Source organism: Actinophytocola oryzae (assembly GCF_004364325.1).
Taxonomy (GTDB): Bacteria; Actinomycetota; Actinomycetes; order Mycobacteriales; family Pseudonocardiaceae; genus Actinophytocola; species Actinophytocola oryzae.
In genome coordinates this window covers 667,503-681,731 of sequence record NZ_SOCP01000004.1, presented here as the reverse complement: position 1 = coordinate 681,731, position 14,229 = coordinate 667,503, and the positions used below count along the sequence as shown (strand labels likewise).

Sequence of the window (14,229 nt, the reverse complement as noted above, 5' to 3'; positions counted from 1 at the left end):
TGACTCATGTACGCGCGACCTAGGTCCCGCGCCTACTCCGCGACGTCAAGCAGCTTTTCCACCGCTAACAGCGCCGCCTCCCACGGATAACCTGGCAACGTCTTCTCGCCCTCGCCAGGTGGGTTCGGGACGAACCTCCCGTTGCCCAGGAGTACGTCGACACCAGCGGCTCGCAATTCTTGAACACTGCGGTCGAACGCAGGGTGGGCAGCAAGGGCGGTGTTCACGAACGGCAGGATCGCCAGTGGCAGCCCCAGCCCGATGGCTTCGTTGAGCACGCCGAGCGCCAGGTTGTCCGAGATCCCAGCCGCCAGCTTGTTGATGGTGTTGGCGCTAGCCCCACCAACGACCATGGCAGTAGCAGGGGGCAGGGCATCGGCCGTTCCCGGCTGCTTGTAGTCGCTGCGCACGGGGTAGCCGGTCAGCTCCTCCAAAGCGGTCCGGTCGATGAACCGCGTTGCCATCGGCGTAGCGATGACACATACCTTCCACCCGTCAGCTTGCGCCAGGTCGACGAGCTTGCCGATGTCGCGAGCCGCCAGCGTGGCGCAGGTGACGACATAGAGCACCCGCTGCGCCTGAGCCGTGTTCATACAGTGACCCCGACAGCACGCGCAAGGTTGATCAACGCAGTCGACGGGCGAGTACCGCGCGGGTAGCTGCGCACCAAACCCTCGATGAGCTGACGGGTCAACTGGCGGCAGCGAACCTCGTCGGGAGCACACTGATCCGCCTCGAGCAGATTGAACGCGGCGTCGTCACGCTTGCCAGCCTGTAGGTAGGCGCGGGCAACGTCGACCAGATGGCTGGCGCGTCGTTCCTTGGGCAGGTTCATCAGCTCAACCTGGGAGACGGTGGCAGCGGCCTCGGTCGCTCGACCGCCCCCCTGCATGTCGGCCAGGGCAGATACTTGATGGACGCGCACGTTTGTGGCACCAAATGAACTCCACAGTACGTTGGAAGCAGTTCCCAACCTGCCAGCGACCGCCAAGGCTTCGGCTTGCAGATCACGAACATCCGCTGCCTGGTACAGCTGAGCTGCGGCGATGCTGCCTTTGAGCAACAACATGCCGTAGGCCGACATGAAGGCCGTGTCGGCTTGCCTGAGGTGGGGCGTCAGGCGGTCCGCCGCAGAGCGCACCATGGTGACGGCATCGCCACTGCGGTAGGTGTCGATCAAGGCGTGGGCTACCCAGCGAGCCGCGCTGCCGACGAGCGTCAGATTCTCGGTCTGCTCGGCAAGCTGGATACCTCGATCAGCCGCCACCCAGCCGAGCTGAGCATCGCCAAGCTTGAAAGCTGTCGCCGCAGTCAGCTGATACGTCCAGGCCAGCCAGGCTTGCGCGGCCCGTTGGTCATCATCAGCCAACTGCCAGACGGCGGCCTGTGCTTCGCGGATGAGATCGGGAAGCAGTTGGCCGATGGCCTGGTAGTTCGACACCTGGAAGGCCATCCAGCCGTAGCGCACCAAGCGCTCCAGCTGGGTCAGATTCGGCTCGGGCAGGACGTCGCCGTTCGGACGGAAGACGTTGGTGATGGCGTCATAGCGGCGCAGCGCCGAGCGGATGGCGGCGATGTCACCTCCATCCGGACAGTGGCGCCGGCGGTCGGCTTCGTCGGGGTCGATGAGCACCTGCAAGGGGATGTCGAGCACGTGGGCAATCTGGCGGAGCACGCTCAGGCGGTCTAGCTGCCGGTCGCCGTTCTTGATCTTGTCTACCCAGCTGATCGACTTGCCGAGGCGATCGGCGAAGACCTGCCGGGTCAGCCCACGACGCCGCATCCAATACAGAACTGTATCGGCCGCCTGGCGACGGCGTTGCAGTTCGTCATCATCGGCGCTGGTCACGGCAGTGGATCACCCCATGTTCGGCTGCGTTTCCTCCGCTTCAGGGTAACCGCCGAGTGTGTCCACACTGCACATGAGATCGGACAGTTTGTACAGCTTCAGCCTTTGAGCGCGGCATAGCTTGACGATTACGGCATCCAGCGTCGGTATTTCTCGGGCGACCGCTGCCAGCGGCACCTTCCCCGGGATGCGCCGGCACGCCATCCGCAGTCGCAGCACTGGCGCTGGATGCCGCCGAAACTGATCGCACCAGCTCAACGAGAGACGTGTAACCGTGGCCCTCGAACCATTCTCCCCGTCCGACCACGACGGGCACCACGATCGTGTGCTCATTGCCGAACTCGGCAAGCTCAACGAACGGCTCGGTCACTACATCCTGCGCTACCTGGCGGTAGACGCGCTACAGGCTGAACCACCCAATATGACCGAAGAGCGACGGCTCGCAGAGATGATGACCGCGCTCGCCGGCAGGGTGCTCGAACGAGCCCATCGCCAGCTTGCTCCGAACGCACCCTCTGAACCATTCGAGGGCGATTCGAGACTTCGAGGAACGTAATAGCAGACCCTCCGAGCGCTGACCGACCGAGCAAACACGTAAGGCGTTCCAGCTCGCCTCAGATACACCGACACCAGCCAATGACTGCGCCCGTCCAACGTAAGCGAGCTATGCGGTGGGGGTCGTCAAGGCCCTTTCACACCCCGACCGCCCAGTTCTGCGGCTGCTGGAGCTGGCCAACTCTTGGTCGACTGGGTCGCCTATCGAGGTAGCAGCCACTGAGGTGACCTGCAAGACCGCCCGCCAGCTCAAGCCAGCCGAGATCGACAAGCTGGTGGATACCTACCAGGCTGGGGCTACCGTCTTCCAACTCGCTGAGCAGTTCGGCATCAACCGCATCACCGTAGGGCGGCACCTCAAGACCAGAGGCATTGACACTCGGTTACCCGCCATCACAGAAGATGAGCTTGAGCAGGTGATCAGCCACTACCGCGACGGCCGGTCCATCACGACCATCGCCAAGCAGTACGGCGTCAGTAACAACGCCGTCCGTGACCGGCTCATCGCCGCTGGCGTCAAGATGCGGCCCCGAGGATGGCCTGGTACTCCAGTCGTAGATCGTGATCTTCATGGTTCCGTGTGCGATTGTCGCTGGTAGTGGGCTTGCTGAGCGCGGTATTGATGTTCCCTGCGCCAGTGCGAGCAGCGCAGGACGTGCTGGATGTCAGTAGCCGGGTCGATCACGAGTTTGTTGTAGAGGTGGCGGATTTCGTTCAGTGTCAACGGAATCAGTCCTGCCGGTGCCGGGCTGGAACGGGCCGTGACGGTGGTGATGGCCAGGAAGGCGTGGGCCAGCATCACGAGCGTTGTCCAGCGGTGCCAGGACGTCCAGGTGCGGCACTGGTGTTCGTCCAGGCCGGTCTGGCCTTTGCCGGTTTGGAATGACTCCTCCACTGTCCAACGACGTCCGGCGACCCGGACCAGCGTGGCCAGTGGCATTCGTGTGGGTGCGTAGCAGCGGTAGTAGGCCAGCTCGCCGGTGCGGCGGTTGCGGCGGATCAGCAGCCACCGGTGCCCGGCAGGCTCGTTCGCTCCACCCACCAGTCGGATCCAGGCCCAGTCGTAGAAGCGGTGTCCTTTCGCGCTTTACCGGCGGACAGCCGCTGCCAGACGCGTTTCGGTAGCCCTGCCACCAGTTCGTCAGCCCGACCGGTGCCGGTGGCTGTGGTGACGTGGTGGTCGCAGGCCGCCGCCAGGACGTATCCGACCTGCCGCTTCTCCAGATCGCCTCGCAGCGTCGGGTTGCCGCCATAGACCTCATCGCCAGCCACCCACTTCGCGGGCACACCGGCATCGAGAGCACGCAGGATCATCCGCGAGGCCAGAGCCGGTTTGGTCGCAAACCTTGTGTCCTCGGGCACCCCAGCCGCCGCGCACCGCTCGGGAACACCGGTCCACGAGCGGGGCAGATAAAGCTCGCGGTCGATCAGGGTATGTCCGATTTTGGTGGTATAGGTCAGAAAAACCCCGACCTGAGCGTTCTCGATCCGGCCGGCGGTTCCGGTGTACTGACGCTGGACCCCTACCGAGCAGACGCCCTTCTTGAGGTCCCCGGTCTCGTCCACGACCAGCATCGCGTCGATGCCACCCAGGCACTCCACCGCCACCGCCCGCACGTCGTCGCGCACCGCGTCGGCATCCCACACCGCCCGCGACAAAAGATGCTGCATCCCGTCCGGCGTCACATCACCAGCGTGTTCGGCGATCGTCCAGCAGTTCTTCCGCGGCAGATCAGCCAGCAGCCCTTCCACGAACGCTCCGGCTCGTCGACGCGGTTCTACCCGCTTGAACCGCTTGGCCACCCGAGCCATCAACTGGTCGAACCTCGCCCGCCAGCCGACCGGATCCACACCCACACCAGGGCTTACCATGGCAGCCGCGGCCACCACACGATCTTGAGTAGTCCACACAACCACTCATGATCAACTGGTGGCCGCACCCAACTCCAAGCACCCCTCACCAGCCAAGATCACGAAGTCCGGCTGGAGTACTAGAAGGACAGCAACCGGGATGATCGATACCACGCCTTTCGGCTGATACTCTGCATCACTCAATCGGGGCTCCGCCAAGCTGTTCCACCAATGTTGCTTTCGAGAAGAAATCATCTATAGCAGAATCGTTCACGATAAACACCGTGCGTTTATTGACAAAAGTTGGACCATCCCCCCTCGGAACCTCATAGCTGAGATAGTCCGGCAATGGAAATTCGTAGTCGCCCATTTCCTCGGAGCACCTATCGACAGGTCGCCTACAGCAACTTCTCCGCCCGGCACCTTCTCACAAGGAAAGCTCGCCACGTAGATATTGGCTGTCGTGAGAATGACGGAAACAAAGAGCCGATGGTGTCGTCGTGACTCGCGGAAATACTCAATGCCTTCGACTATCTTTGGCGGAGAGCTTTCGAACGCACGCGCAGCATGGAGCACCTGGCGAAGTGGATTGTATATCTTCTCGATTGTATTACTGTTAGCCGCTGTAAGGGCAGTATTGACCTCAATTCTGTTGATACAATAGTCGTACTCACGGCCACGATGGTACCCGAACTCAGGAAACACAGGGCTGCGTGTCGCGCCGAGAAGTTCGATCTTTTCGTCGTCTAGCTGCGAGTACACAAACGTTGACCACTTGGGTCGCTGTTGCTCATTCGCAAGAAGAACCCAGTTTTTGATCTTGTCGTTCGCCTTCTTGCACTCGACAATGAAGCAAAGTAGCCATTAGTCATCTCGGGCAGGCCGAGCAGCTAGGATATCTATGGAACCATGAACACCCAGCAACGGACCATTGGTGCGCGGGTGAGTAAACGGAACCTCCGTCGCTACTTCGAACCCTTGCAGTCGCGAGATCCTATCAGCACAGTAGTACTGGAAGGGAAATCCACTGAAGTTTAGTATCTCGCGAAATTTTTCGTCCGAGGTGCTCATACAGTCAATTATAGCTTACGGAACCGCGCGGCCTCGCATCTCCTTTTGAAGTTCATAGCGGAGTTGCCGATGAAGACTATTAGCATTGTTGGATACTCGCAAGAAATCCGTCAACGTCGAACTCGTGCGCTTCAAGGCGACGACGAGCTATGTCGCGCTCCTGGTCCGTGAACAATGGTTCGTACTTTGGGCGCAACACCGAAGCCTCGACACTCCGGTCGAGCATGTTCTCTTGCCATAGCCGGGTGAAGCCGTCAGAAGCATCTCGGCCACGAAGCAGCGCCTGGGCAGCACCGACGCCGCCTTGCAGAGTGACCATCTCTAGAAACTGCTTCGCGCGGTAATTGATCGTACGAGCCAAGTATCGATAGCCCTCGTACATCTCCTCGGTGAACTCTCGTGCGAGTCGTTCGCGTTCAGCGTCGGAGCCTGACTGATTTTCGGACACCCGCTGCTCCTCTACCTTCAATAGATCCAATACCTCATCAATACGTCGGGCACAAGTACTTGCGGACCACAGCGAGCATCTGGGCGGACTTCTCAGGTCCGAAGCCTTCGGGGTGATCAGGCGAGGTGAAGCGTTGCTCGGTCAGGTCGACGAGCTTCGTTTGGTCGTTCGGCCACTGCTTGACACTGGAGCACTGGTCCCTGCCGCGGCTTACAGCCTTGTCCTCTTTGCCGTGAACTATGTCCGGGTCGATGGCAACCAGCTCGGCAATGTAAGCCTGCTTCGTCGTAGCGTCGGGCTTGGGCGGGATGCCAGCCGCCTCCTCGACCGACTGGATGTCAACCGTCGTCGATGGCGAGGACGCGGTCGACTGGGTGCCGCAGGCTGTCACCACGACGAGCAGGGCACTACCAGCTATCACAGTAGAGACGAGACGGACCATGATTCATGTCTCGCCCGAGGTAAAGCGAGTGTTACCGGTTCATCGGATAGCCAACGGCCCCGGCGGAACTCCACGCCTCCCGGGACTGCCCTCGCATGTATGCGCGCGATAGGCCAACCCCCTTGTTGTTGACGAGCATCCGACCACACGTCATCATGGCAAGCAATGTCGCGAAATTGCTCAGATAGGACAATCATGCACGCCTACTTCCTCGGCAAGGACCCCGACTCTCAAGAGGGTCAATCGCCGACGCTGTTCGCCACCAATCGGACGGACCGTGTGACCTACATCGCCCAGGGCTGGAAGGTCACAGACCCGCAGGCCCTGGCCGATGTCGGCCCAGTGCCCGACCATGAGACCTTGATCGAGATCCCCGAAGACGTTTTGAAGATGTACGCCCGCCGGTACCTGGAGGAGCAGTCCTGACCGAGTTCATCGACCCGGGTCCGGAGTTCGGCCGTCTGTTCCGCGAGTTCGAGCACACGGCCTTCCGGCTGGAGACACGGGACGAGTACAAGTCGGACAACGAGACCGCCGCCTTGCGCCAGTTCATCGCGGGCGAGGATGTGGACATGGGCTGGTTCAACAACTGGCTTTCCATGATCCGGCAGGCGACCGCCGATGGTCGGCGGTTCAGCCGCGTGCGCGTCGTGTCGATGCCGCTCACGGACTATAGCCGGTTCGGCATCTTCTGTTCGGAGTACACGAACGCTGCTGGAGAAGACATCCGCTATCTCACCCGTGACCAGGCAGCGGACTTGCCCGACTACGACTACTGGCTGTTCGATTCACGCAAGCTGGTACGCATGCACTTCGACGATGAGGAGAACTTTCTCGGTGCCGAGGTCATCGACGATCCGGCCGCAGTCGTGGCTCACAACTACCGGCGCGACGCCGCCTGGCACAAGGCAGTGAAACGAGGTGACTTTGCCGCAGGGTAGAACGTCGGGCGCTACCAACGTTCAAGAGGCCCGCATCGCACTCGGCGGACGACTTCGCGGGCTCCGTGTTGACGCTGGTTTATCCGGCAAGGAACTCGCGGAGTCGTTGTCGTGGCAGCCCTCCAAAGTGTCCAAGATCGAGAACGGCAAGCAGACGCCGAGCGACGAGGACATCCATGCCTGGACGCGAGCTACGGACCGCGAAGCCGAGACGGCCGATCTACTGGCCTCGCTGCACACGCTGGAGTTGCAGTACACCGAGTGGCAGCGGCAGCTTCGGGGCGGGCTGAAGCCCCACCAGTCGGAAATCGCCGAGATCAACGCCCGGACGCGGATGTTTCGGGTCTTCGAGTCCACCTACGTGCCGGGTCTGTTGCAGACCGCCGAGTACGCACGAGCACGAGTCGCCCAAAGCCTCACCGTCTTCAAGATTCCCAACGACATCCACCAGGCAGTGCAGACTCGTATCCAAAGACAAGACGTGCTGTACCGGCCTGAGAAGCGCTTCCACTTCGTCCTCACCGAGGCGGTCTTGCGCTACCGGCTCTGCACGCCCGAAGTCATGCTCGGTCAACTCGACCGTCTGATCTCGATGGCGGCACTGCCGAACGTCAAGCTCGGCATCATCGGGTTCGAGACAGCGTACGTCGTGGCCCCGGCGCACGGCTTCTGGCTGCTGGACGACGACCGTGTGATGGTTGAGACCTTCTCGGCCGAGCTGAACCTCGCCCAGCCGCAGGAGACGGCGCTGTACAGCAACATCTTCGACTCGTTGGCGTCCGTCGCCAGCTACGGCCGTGCCGCCCGGACGATCATCACGCAGGTGATCGATGACCTGTCCGAGCAAGTGCCGGACAGTTCCGACTGATTGCCCGGCATCGGCACCAATCTCACTATTGCGAGCAATTCCGAGCAATTTGCTCCACAGACGCGTGTTCGCCTGCTTACTCTCCAGAAGTCCTCCCCTGCTGATCTTGGAGAGAGCCTGTGGCTACATTCGTGCCCCTCCTTACCAGAGACCAGATCGACCGCCTACCCGAGCGGGCTCGCGAGGTGGTGGAGTACCGCAAGAGCGGCTTGAGCCTGAACCACATCCAAGGGTGCTCGCTGGGGTGCGCGTACTGCATCCGGCACACCTACGGGCTGTGGGACGAGAACCAGCCGGTTGCGCTCATGTCCGACGCCGAGGCGGTCCGTGAGCTGGTCGAGCACCGGTACTTTCAGCCGCAAATGACGCCGGTGCAGCTGTTCAACCGGGCGACGGAGCCGTTCTTGCCGAAGGTGCGCCCGCACACTTTCGCCGTCCTCGAGGACCTGGACCGGCGGGAGCTGACCAACCACGTCCTCGTCATCACGCGCCACCAGCTCAAGCCGGACGACATCGGGCGCATGAACCGGTTGCGGCACCTCAAGGTGACGCTGCTGTTCACCTACTCGGGCATCGACGACCAGCGGATAGAGCCGTACCCGTCGCACGTGGCGGCTGCGTCGCTGAAGCTGATGAGCGCGCCGACCGAGCGCCGCTACCGGACTGTTCTGTACTGGCGCCCGCTTGTGCCCGGCCTCAACGACAGCGCGGAGCACTTGGCGGCGGCGCACGAGCTGGGCACCCACGCCGACGCGACGGTGTTCACCGGCTTGTTCTACCGCGAGGAGATCGCCGCGTACTACAAGGCCAACGGCCTGCCGGAGCCGTACGAGGACACCGCGCGCCGCAAGATCGTGCCCGAGACGCTGGAGCGCCGCATCCTCGGCACGTTCAACGACTCGCGCAAGCTGTTCCGCAAGACCTCCTGCGCGGTGTCCTACGTCCACGGGGTGCCGGACTACAACGGCCACTACGGCGTCCGGGAGTTGTGCGACATCTGCCCGCTCGTCCAGCTCGGCCGCTGTGCCCAGGCGCACCGCGTGCCAACCGCCGAAGACATACACGATGTGGCCCGCGTGTTGCCTGAAGTTGAGGGCTTGGAGGTCGTAGACATCTCCCCACGGGCGGCCGTCGTGTCCGGGCTGACAACCGAGCAGCCGCGCTACTTCCTGCAACACGCACTCGGTTTCCAGGTGCACGACGTCCGCCATCCGCACCACGCGCACCGGCACGGCCGGGCTGACATCGGATGGAAGGGCACCACGCCATGACGGACTGGACCACGCTGGACTACGTCGTTGTCGATGTCGAAGGCCACGGCCACCAGCCGCCCGACCTGGTGGAGCTGGCCGCAGTGCCGATCGTGGCCGGCAGCGTCGGTGAGCCGAAAAGCTGGCTGGTGAAGCCCGACCAGCCGATCACGCACTTTGCGCGCAAGGTCCACGGCATCAGCAACGAGCAGGTGGCAGACGCGCCGATGTTCGCGTACGTCGAGGCCGACGTGCGCAATGCACTCGACGCCTCGGCCCTGATCGCGCACAACGCACATGTGGACATCGGCGTCCTCCAGCGCAAGCTCGGCGACTGGGAGTGCCCCGAGGTGTTCGACACGCTCAAGCTGGCCCGCCGCCTGCTGCCCGGCCGCACCAGCTACAAGCTCGACTCGCTCGTCGCCGACTTCAACCTGTCGCACGGCCTGGACACCACAGACGGACCCCACCGCGCCACCTACGACGCACTGGTCACCGCCCGGCTCTTCGTGCACCTCGCAGGTCAGCGATCCCTTGGCGAACTACGCGACCATCCACCAGGAGGTGGACCCGATAACGAACCCCGCCTCTTCTAGTGCCGTGTCCAGGTGGGGAGGGTCGTTTATCCGTGGATCCAGGTGGTCGCTGGCAAGGCGCCGGGAAGCCGCTCGTACCGGGTTGTACTCGGGCTTTCCGGCAACGCCGCCAGCGGCCGCCTGGGCCGCGGAGAAACGTGCCCTCCTCGCCTGGACGCGGCACTAGTCTCCGGCCCGGCCTGTTCGTCAGCGTCGACGGTCCCGGTGGTGCTGGCAAGACCACCATCGTGCGGCATCTTGCCCAACTGCTTGCCGCCGAAGGCGAACAAGTACACGTCACCGCCGAACCCTCAGGCGGACCGATCGGGAAAGTGGCGGCAACGCTCACAGCGACCGTGAGGGGCAACGCCCTGGCTTGCCTGTACGCGGCTGACCGCTACCACCACATCGAGACCGAGATTGAGCCGTACCTCCGCGCCGGACACCTCGTCATCTCTGACCGCTACGTCGCCTCCGGGCTCGTCATACAGCGCTTCGATGACGTCGACCCGGAATTCCTGTGGCAGCTCAACGCACGCGCCAGGCGGCCCGACTTGGCGGTCATCCTGGAGGCCAAACCCCACGTCATCGCCGAACGGCTCGAAGCCCGAGGGGCACACAACCGCTTCCAGCTGCTGCCCGACAGCAGCCACACCGAAGTCGCGTACTACCAGCACGCGACCAGCTGCCTGAACGCCGTCGGCTACACCACCCTGCGCATCGACTGCACCAGCCGCGAACCGCAGCAAACCGCGGCGGCCATCCGCGATCACCTGCGAACGCTCCCGGCCGCGAAGGAGGCTGCGTGCTAATGACCTCCGACGGACGCCGCAGTGACGAAACGCGCGTGCGCCCACCAACCCAGCCGCCCGTCGTACCCAGCTCAGCGGAACATTGCGACGACCACGGCCATCTTGTGCGAGGCGATGACCGCTTGCACGTCGACAAGCAGCTCGTAGCGGACCTGGCCAACCTCAACACGCGGGTGGGCCGGTACGTACTGGAACACCTCGACGCCGACACCGGACGCACACCACCGAGCAGCCCGGACGCCGACCAGGACCTTGGTATGCAGCTGGTTCGCGCCGGGTTGTCGGTCCTGGAGCGGGCCGACGAGCAACGACGAGCTGCTATCTCTGCTGCCGAGCAGACCACCCCACAGCAGCGTCCGGTGTGACGCGCATGGACAAGTTGCTGCTGTACCTGCTGGCCACCGTGACTATCTGGCCGTTCGTCTTGTGGGGTGTCGGTTGGCTGGTCATGGACGAACTCCGCGAGCAGAAATACGCCCGCTTCGCGGCACAAGAAGCATGGGAGTGGCTGCGTGCCGAACAGCGCAATCGGCTCTGCATCTCACCGCCCTATCACCGGGGGGAGCCACGGCCGCATGACCATCAAAGCGTTGCCGTACAGGGGTAACAGCACCGCCGGGACTTCCGGGACGTGATGCACACGGTCGAACTACCGGAGCAGACACGCGGCGGCAGGCATCGGCGTCACGAGGACGACGTGCTGCAGTCGGTGTCGCAGTAAGAATAGTTGGTCGTGGCGCTACGCAGGCATAAGCCCAGCGAACGTGCCGGGCTCTGCCTGGTGTGCGGCACGGGTTGGCCGTGCCTGGACGTGCTGTGCCGCTCGAACGCGGCCAGCTGAGCGGCCACGAACGGCGTTTCACGAGATCAGGGGCAGTCTGGGCGGTCAGAACGGCGCGCAAAACGAAACCACGCCAAGAGAGATGATCTCTCTTGGCGTGGTGTGAATACGCGTGGTTTGGTGGGGCGAGTGGGGCTCGAACCCACGGCCAAAGGATTATGAGTCCTCTGCTCTGACCAACTGAGCTACCGCCCCCAGTTTGGTGGGCAATCCTACTGGGCGCCGTCCGCAAGCCAGTCGGCGACCTCCGCCAGCAGGCGCGCCTTCAGCTCCGCAGGCGCCGCCGACGCCCGGATGCCGGACGACGCGATCGATGCCAGCTCCTCGTCCGTCAGCCCCAGCGCCTCCCGGCAGATCCCGTACTGGTCAGCGAGCCCCACCCCGAACAGCAACGGATCATCCGTCGACAACGCCACCGGAACCCCAGCCGCCAGGAACGTCCTCAGCGGAATCCCGGACAGCTCGTGCACGCCGAACGGCGGGTACGACGTCGGACAGATCTCCAGCGCCACCCCACGCGACGCCAGCAACTCCACCACGGCAGGATCCGCCGCGGCCGACGTACCGTGCCCGATCCGGGAAGCACCCAAAAGCTCCACGCAGGACCGCACATGCGCCGCCGACGTGTAGAACCCCGAATGAGGCGCCGCCAGCAGACCCGCGTCGCGCACCACCTCGAACGCCGGCGCGAAGTCACCCACGTCGGCACCACGCTCGTCGTTCGACAGGCCGAACCCGACAACGCCCGCGTACCGGGACGCGAGGCGGGCCAACACGGCAGCATGAGCAGGGGACCGCTGCCAGCTGGACGCCACCAGCACCCCCACCGACACCGGAGCCGCGGCGGCCCCGGCCAGCACAGCCTCCAACGCCGGCTCCAGACCACCGAACACCGGCGCGTACGACGTCGGATCCACCTGGATCTCCAGCCACCCGCACCCGTCCCGCGCGTCGTCCTCGGCCGCCTCCGCGATGACCCGCGCGATGTCCTCGGCCGTGCGCAGCGCGGCTCGGGACGCGTCATAGCGAGACTGGAACGCCGCCCACGTACCGGCGGCGGACGGCAGCGGCTGCGGTACCGAGACGCCGTAACGGCCGGCCAGCTCGGTGAGCGTGGCCGGCCGCATGGCGCCTGTCAGGTGCAGATGAAGCTGCGCCTTCGGCAGCTTCGCGAGGTCACGACCTGTTGAGGGCAGGCTCACGCAGACCGTTGCTCTGTGCGTGGGTCTTGTGACGGTTGCCCAGGCCGGTCTTCTCCCCGACCTTGGCCCTTGCGATGCCGGCTGCACCTTGCACGGCCGGATGGTCGGCGATCCTGCGATAGGTCCGCATGATCTGGTCGTACCGGCCGCGACCGGCCTTCGCCCCCAACACGTAGCCGATCGCGGCGCCCAGGATGAACGTCTTCATGTGTCCTCGCCTCCGCTCTGTCCGTCCATCATCCCCCAGGGGACTCCCCTGTGCAGGGCACGTCCGGCCGTGCGCTAGAGTTACTTCTCGCCGGACGGAGTTCGGCGCGCGATCCTCCATAGCTCAATTGGCAGAGCATTCGACTGTTAATCGAAGGGTTGCTGGTTCGAGTCCAGCTGGAGGAGCATCACCCCTGACGAGGGGTTTCCAACCAGGGTTCCACAATAGGTGGACCGGTTGCTGTCCGGCGGATGTTCTCGATCTGCTCCTCGGTCAGCTCCGGCGCGACCTCGCGCAGTCGGGCGATGAACGCATCGACTCTCGGGTCCTTCCACATCTCATCACGCTTCATGTCGAGTGTGACGGGGGCCGGTGTGCGGCCGGCTCCCGACACCACTCGATCGTGGAAATCACGGACGCGGGATCGCCACCACCTGGTACTCGGTGGTCGGCGTCGGGGTGGTCGTGAAGCGGGCATTCGGCAGGTACAGGCGCCCTCCGAGGGACGCGACCGTTGTCGGCACGTCGAAGCGCGCGTCCGTCACGGTCCTCTCGAGCGTCGCAGTCGTCGCGCCACGGTCCAGCTTCAGCACCGCGACCGTGTTCAGGCGGTTCTGCACCACGTACAGCGTCCGGCCGGACAGCAGCAGCCCGTCGCCGTTCGTGAGGGTGTAGTCCAGCGCCACCTCGCGGGACACGCCGTTGAACCCGATCGTGTACAGCTTGCCCGTGTTCGACGACACCACCAGCAGGCCGCGGCCGTCCGGGGTCGGCGCGATGCCGTTCGCGTTCAGGCCCTCCCCGTACACGAAGTCGCCCGTGATCGGGACGTTCTTCACGCGGCCGCACGTCAGCCGGTACAGCACCGGGTTGTTCGAGTCCGTGAACCACGCCGACCCGCCGACCAGGGCGACGTCGTTGACGAACGTCGTGCCGGTCGCCAACTGGTGGCTCTCCAGGACCCTGCCGTTCCGCGTGTCGATCACCCGTGCGTTGCCCGCGACACCGCCGGACACGAACAGCCTGCCGTGGTCGTCGAGCTTCATCCCCACCGACGGCGTGCCGGGTCCCTCGCTGACGACCCGACCGTTGCCGGTCCTCAGGTCGACCCGGTAGATGTCGCCGTCGGCGAGGGAGCCGAGGAAGGCGACCGGCGCGTGGCCGATCGCGATGCCCTCCGGCCGGAAGCCCGGCGGCAGGGCGATGGTCGTCGGTGCCTGGGTCGCGGCCGCGGTGGCCGGCGACAGGACGAGCAGGACAGCCAGTACAACACCTACGCGTCGAATCATCGATGAGTCCTAAGCGTGGGGAGCAGG

Annotated in this window: 19 protein-coding genes, 2 tRNA genes and 1 pseudogene; 11 read left to right on the top strand and 11 right to left on the bottom strand. The window is 64.0% G+C overall.

From position 1 onward, the window contains the following. Nucleotides 1–32: 32 nt before the first annotated feature. The gene (locus CLV71_RS14205; protein ID WP_133903152.1) at nucleotides 33–593 is read right to left on the bottom strand and encodes a flavoprotein; all 561 of its coding nucleotides are present in this window, start codon (nucleotides 591–593) and stop codon (nucleotides 33–35) included. Next, complete coding sequence (locus CLV71_RS14200; protein ID WP_133903151.1) at nucleotides 590–1,849, bottom strand: helix-turn-helix domain-containing protein; 1,260 nt, start codon at nucleotides 1,847–1,849, stop codon at nucleotides 590–592. The genes CLV71_RS14205 and CLV71_RS14200 overlap by 4 nt, the downstream gene beginning before the upstream one ends. A 274-nt stretch (nucleotides 1,850–2,123) precedes the next feature. Between CLV71_RS14200 and CLV71_RS14195 the strand changes: the two genes are divergently transcribed. Both CLV71_RS14195 and CLV71_RS14190 read left to right on the top strand, forming a co-directional pair. After that, on the top strand, nucleotides 2,124–2,405 hold the full coding sequence (locus tag CLV71_RS14195; protein ID WP_133903150.1) for a hypothetical protein: 282 nt from the start codon (nucleotides 2,124–2,126) through the stop codon (nucleotides 2,403–2,405). 115 nt (nucleotides 2,406–2,520) lie between these two features. Beyond that, nucleotides 2,521–3,003, top strand: a complete 483-nt coding sequence (locus CLV71_RS14190; RefSeq protein WP_133903149.1) for a helix-turn-helix domain-containing protein — start codon at nucleotides 2,521–2,523, stop codon at nucleotides 3,001–3,003. Here the strand turns inward: CLV71_RS14190 and CLV71_RS14185 are convergent. From CLV71_RS14185 to CLV71_RS14175, 4 genes and pseudogenes are all read right to left on the bottom strand, one after another. After that, nucleotides 2,973–4,276, bottom strand: a pseudogene (locus tag CLV71_RS14185) (IS701 family transposase). The gene CLV71_RS14190 and the pseudogene CLV71_RS14185 sit on opposite strands and share 31 nt — an antisense overlap. A 175-nt stretch (nucleotides 4,277–4,451) precedes the next feature. After that, nucleotides 4,452–4,625, bottom strand: a complete 174-nt coding sequence (locus CLV71_RS47625; protein WP_166664084.1) for a hypothetical protein — start codon at nucleotides 4,623–4,625, stop codon at nucleotides 4,452–4,454. A gap of 780 nt (nucleotides 4,626–5,405) precedes the next feature. After that, a complete protein-coding gene (locus CLV71_RS14180) occupies nucleotides 5,406–5,774 on the bottom strand; it encodes a hypothetical protein (RefSeq protein WP_133903148.1) in 369 nt (122 codons plus the stop codon). A 37-nt stretch (nucleotides 5,775–5,811) separates the two neighbouring features. After that, nucleotides 5,812–6,216, bottom strand: a complete 405-nt coding sequence (locus CLV71_RS14175) for a hypothetical protein (protein WP_133903147.1) — start codon at nucleotides 6,214–6,216, stop codon at nucleotides 5,812–5,814. A gap of 195 nt (nucleotides 6,217–6,411) precedes the next feature. On the opposite strand from CLV71_RS14175, the gene CLV71_RS14170 reads away from it, so the two are divergent. The 8 genes from CLV71_RS14170 to CLV71_RS14135 all read left to right on the top strand — a co-directional run bounded on the left by CLV71_RS14170 (nucleotide 6,412) and on the right by CLV71_RS14135 (nucleotide 11,269). Then, nucleotides 6,412–6,642 carry a hypothetical protein gene (locus CLV71_RS14170; protein WP_133903146.1) on the top strand — a complete coding sequence of 77 codons (231 nt, stop codon included), beginning with the start codon at nucleotides 6,412–6,414 and terminating at the stop codon, nucleotides 6,640–6,642. Beyond that, nucleotides 6,639–7,157 carry a DUF6879 family protein gene (locus CLV71_RS14165; protein ID WP_133903145.1) on the top strand — a complete coding sequence of 173 codons (519 nt, stop codon included), beginning with the start codon at nucleotides 6,639–6,641 and terminating at the stop codon, nucleotides 7,155–7,157. The genes CLV71_RS14170 and CLV71_RS14165 overlap by 4 nt, the downstream gene beginning before the upstream one ends. Continuing rightward, nucleotides 7,138–8,025, top strand: coding sequence for a helix-turn-helix domain-containing protein (locus CLV71_RS14160; RefSeq protein ID WP_243866432.1), 888 nt, complete (start codon nucleotides 7,138–7,140; stop codon nucleotides 8,023–8,025). The genes CLV71_RS14165 and CLV71_RS14160 overlap by 20 nt, the downstream gene beginning before the upstream one ends. Before the next feature lie 119 nt (nucleotides 8,026–8,144). Beyond that, nucleotides 8,145–9,296, top strand: a complete 1,152-nt coding sequence (locus tag CLV71_RS14155) for a radical SAM family protein (protein ID WP_243866431.1) — start codon at nucleotides 8,145–8,147, stop codon at nucleotides 9,294–9,296. Next, nucleotides 9,293–9,871, top strand: a complete 579-nt coding sequence (locus tag CLV71_RS14150) for a 3'-5' exonuclease (protein ID WP_133903144.1) — start codon at nucleotides 9,293–9,295, stop codon at nucleotides 9,869–9,871. The genes CLV71_RS14155 and CLV71_RS14150 overlap by 4 nt, the downstream gene beginning before the upstream one ends. A 137-nt stretch (nucleotides 9,872–10,008) precedes the next feature. Beyond that, the gene (gene tmk, locus CLV71_RS14145; protein ID WP_208297545.1) at nucleotides 10,009–10,662 is read left to right on the top strand and encodes a dTMP kinase; all 654 of its coding nucleotides are present in this window, start codon (nucleotides 10,009–10,011) and stop codon (nucleotides 10,660–10,662) included. A 122-nt stretch (nucleotides 10,663–10,784) separates the two neighbouring features. Then, complete coding sequence (locus tag CLV71_RS14140; protein ID WP_133903143.1) at nucleotides 10,785–11,027, top strand: hypothetical protein; 243 nt, start codon at nucleotides 10,785–10,787, stop codon at nucleotides 11,025–11,027. 5 nt (nucleotides 11,028–11,032) lie between these two features. Further along, nucleotides 11,033–11,269 carry a hypothetical protein gene (locus CLV71_RS14135; protein ID WP_133903142.1) on the top strand — a complete coding sequence of 79 codons (237 nt, stop codon included), beginning with the start codon at nucleotides 11,033–11,035 and terminating at the stop codon, nucleotides 11,267–11,269. Between the two features lie 352 nt (nucleotides 11,270–11,621). On the opposite strand, the gene CLV71_RS14130 is transcribed toward CLV71_RS14135, so the two are convergent. The 3 genes from CLV71_RS14130 to CLV71_RS14120 all read right to left on the bottom strand — a co-directional run bounded on the left by CLV71_RS14130 (nucleotide 11,622) and on the right by CLV71_RS14120 (nucleotide 12,913). Further along, a tRNA-Ile gene (locus CLV71_RS14130) sits at nucleotides 11,622–11,698 on the bottom strand. Between the two features lie 17 nt (nucleotides 11,699–11,715). Further along, complete coding sequence (gene add / locus CLV71_RS14125; RefSeq protein WP_208297544.1) at nucleotides 11,716–12,705, bottom strand: adenosine deaminase; 990 nt, start codon at nucleotides 12,703–12,705, stop codon at nucleotides 11,716–11,718. Continuing rightward, nucleotides 12,680–12,913, bottom strand: a complete 234-nt coding sequence (locus CLV71_RS14120; RefSeq protein WP_133903141.1) for a hypothetical protein — start codon at nucleotides 12,911–12,913, stop codon at nucleotides 12,680–12,682. The genes add and CLV71_RS14120 overlap by 26 nt, the downstream gene beginning before the upstream one ends. A 112-nt stretch (nucleotides 12,914–13,025) precedes the next feature. Here CLV71_RS14120 and CLV71_RS14115 point away from each other — a divergent pair. After that, a tRNA-Asn gene (locus CLV71_RS14115) sits at nucleotides 13,026–13,098 on the top strand. Nucleotides 13,099–13,100: 2 nt separating this feature from the next. Here CLV71_RS14115 and CLV71_RS47620 read toward each other — a convergent pair. Together CLV71_RS47620 and CLV71_RS14110 are read right to left on the bottom strand one after the other, a co-directional pair. Then, nucleotides 13,101–13,265: a hypothetical protein gene (locus CLV71_RS47620; RefSeq protein ID WP_166664083.1), complete on the bottom strand. Its 165-nt coding sequence runs from the start codon at nucleotides 13,263–13,265 to the stop codon at nucleotides 13,101–13,103. 58 nt (nucleotides 13,266–13,323) lie between these two features. After that, on the bottom strand, nucleotides 13,324–14,202 hold the full coding sequence (locus CLV71_RS14110; RefSeq protein WP_133903140.1) for an SMP-30/gluconolactonase/LRE family protein: 879 nt from the start codon (nucleotides 14,200–14,202) through the stop codon (nucleotides 13,324–13,326). Nucleotides 14,203–14,229 lie beyond the last annotated feature (27 nt).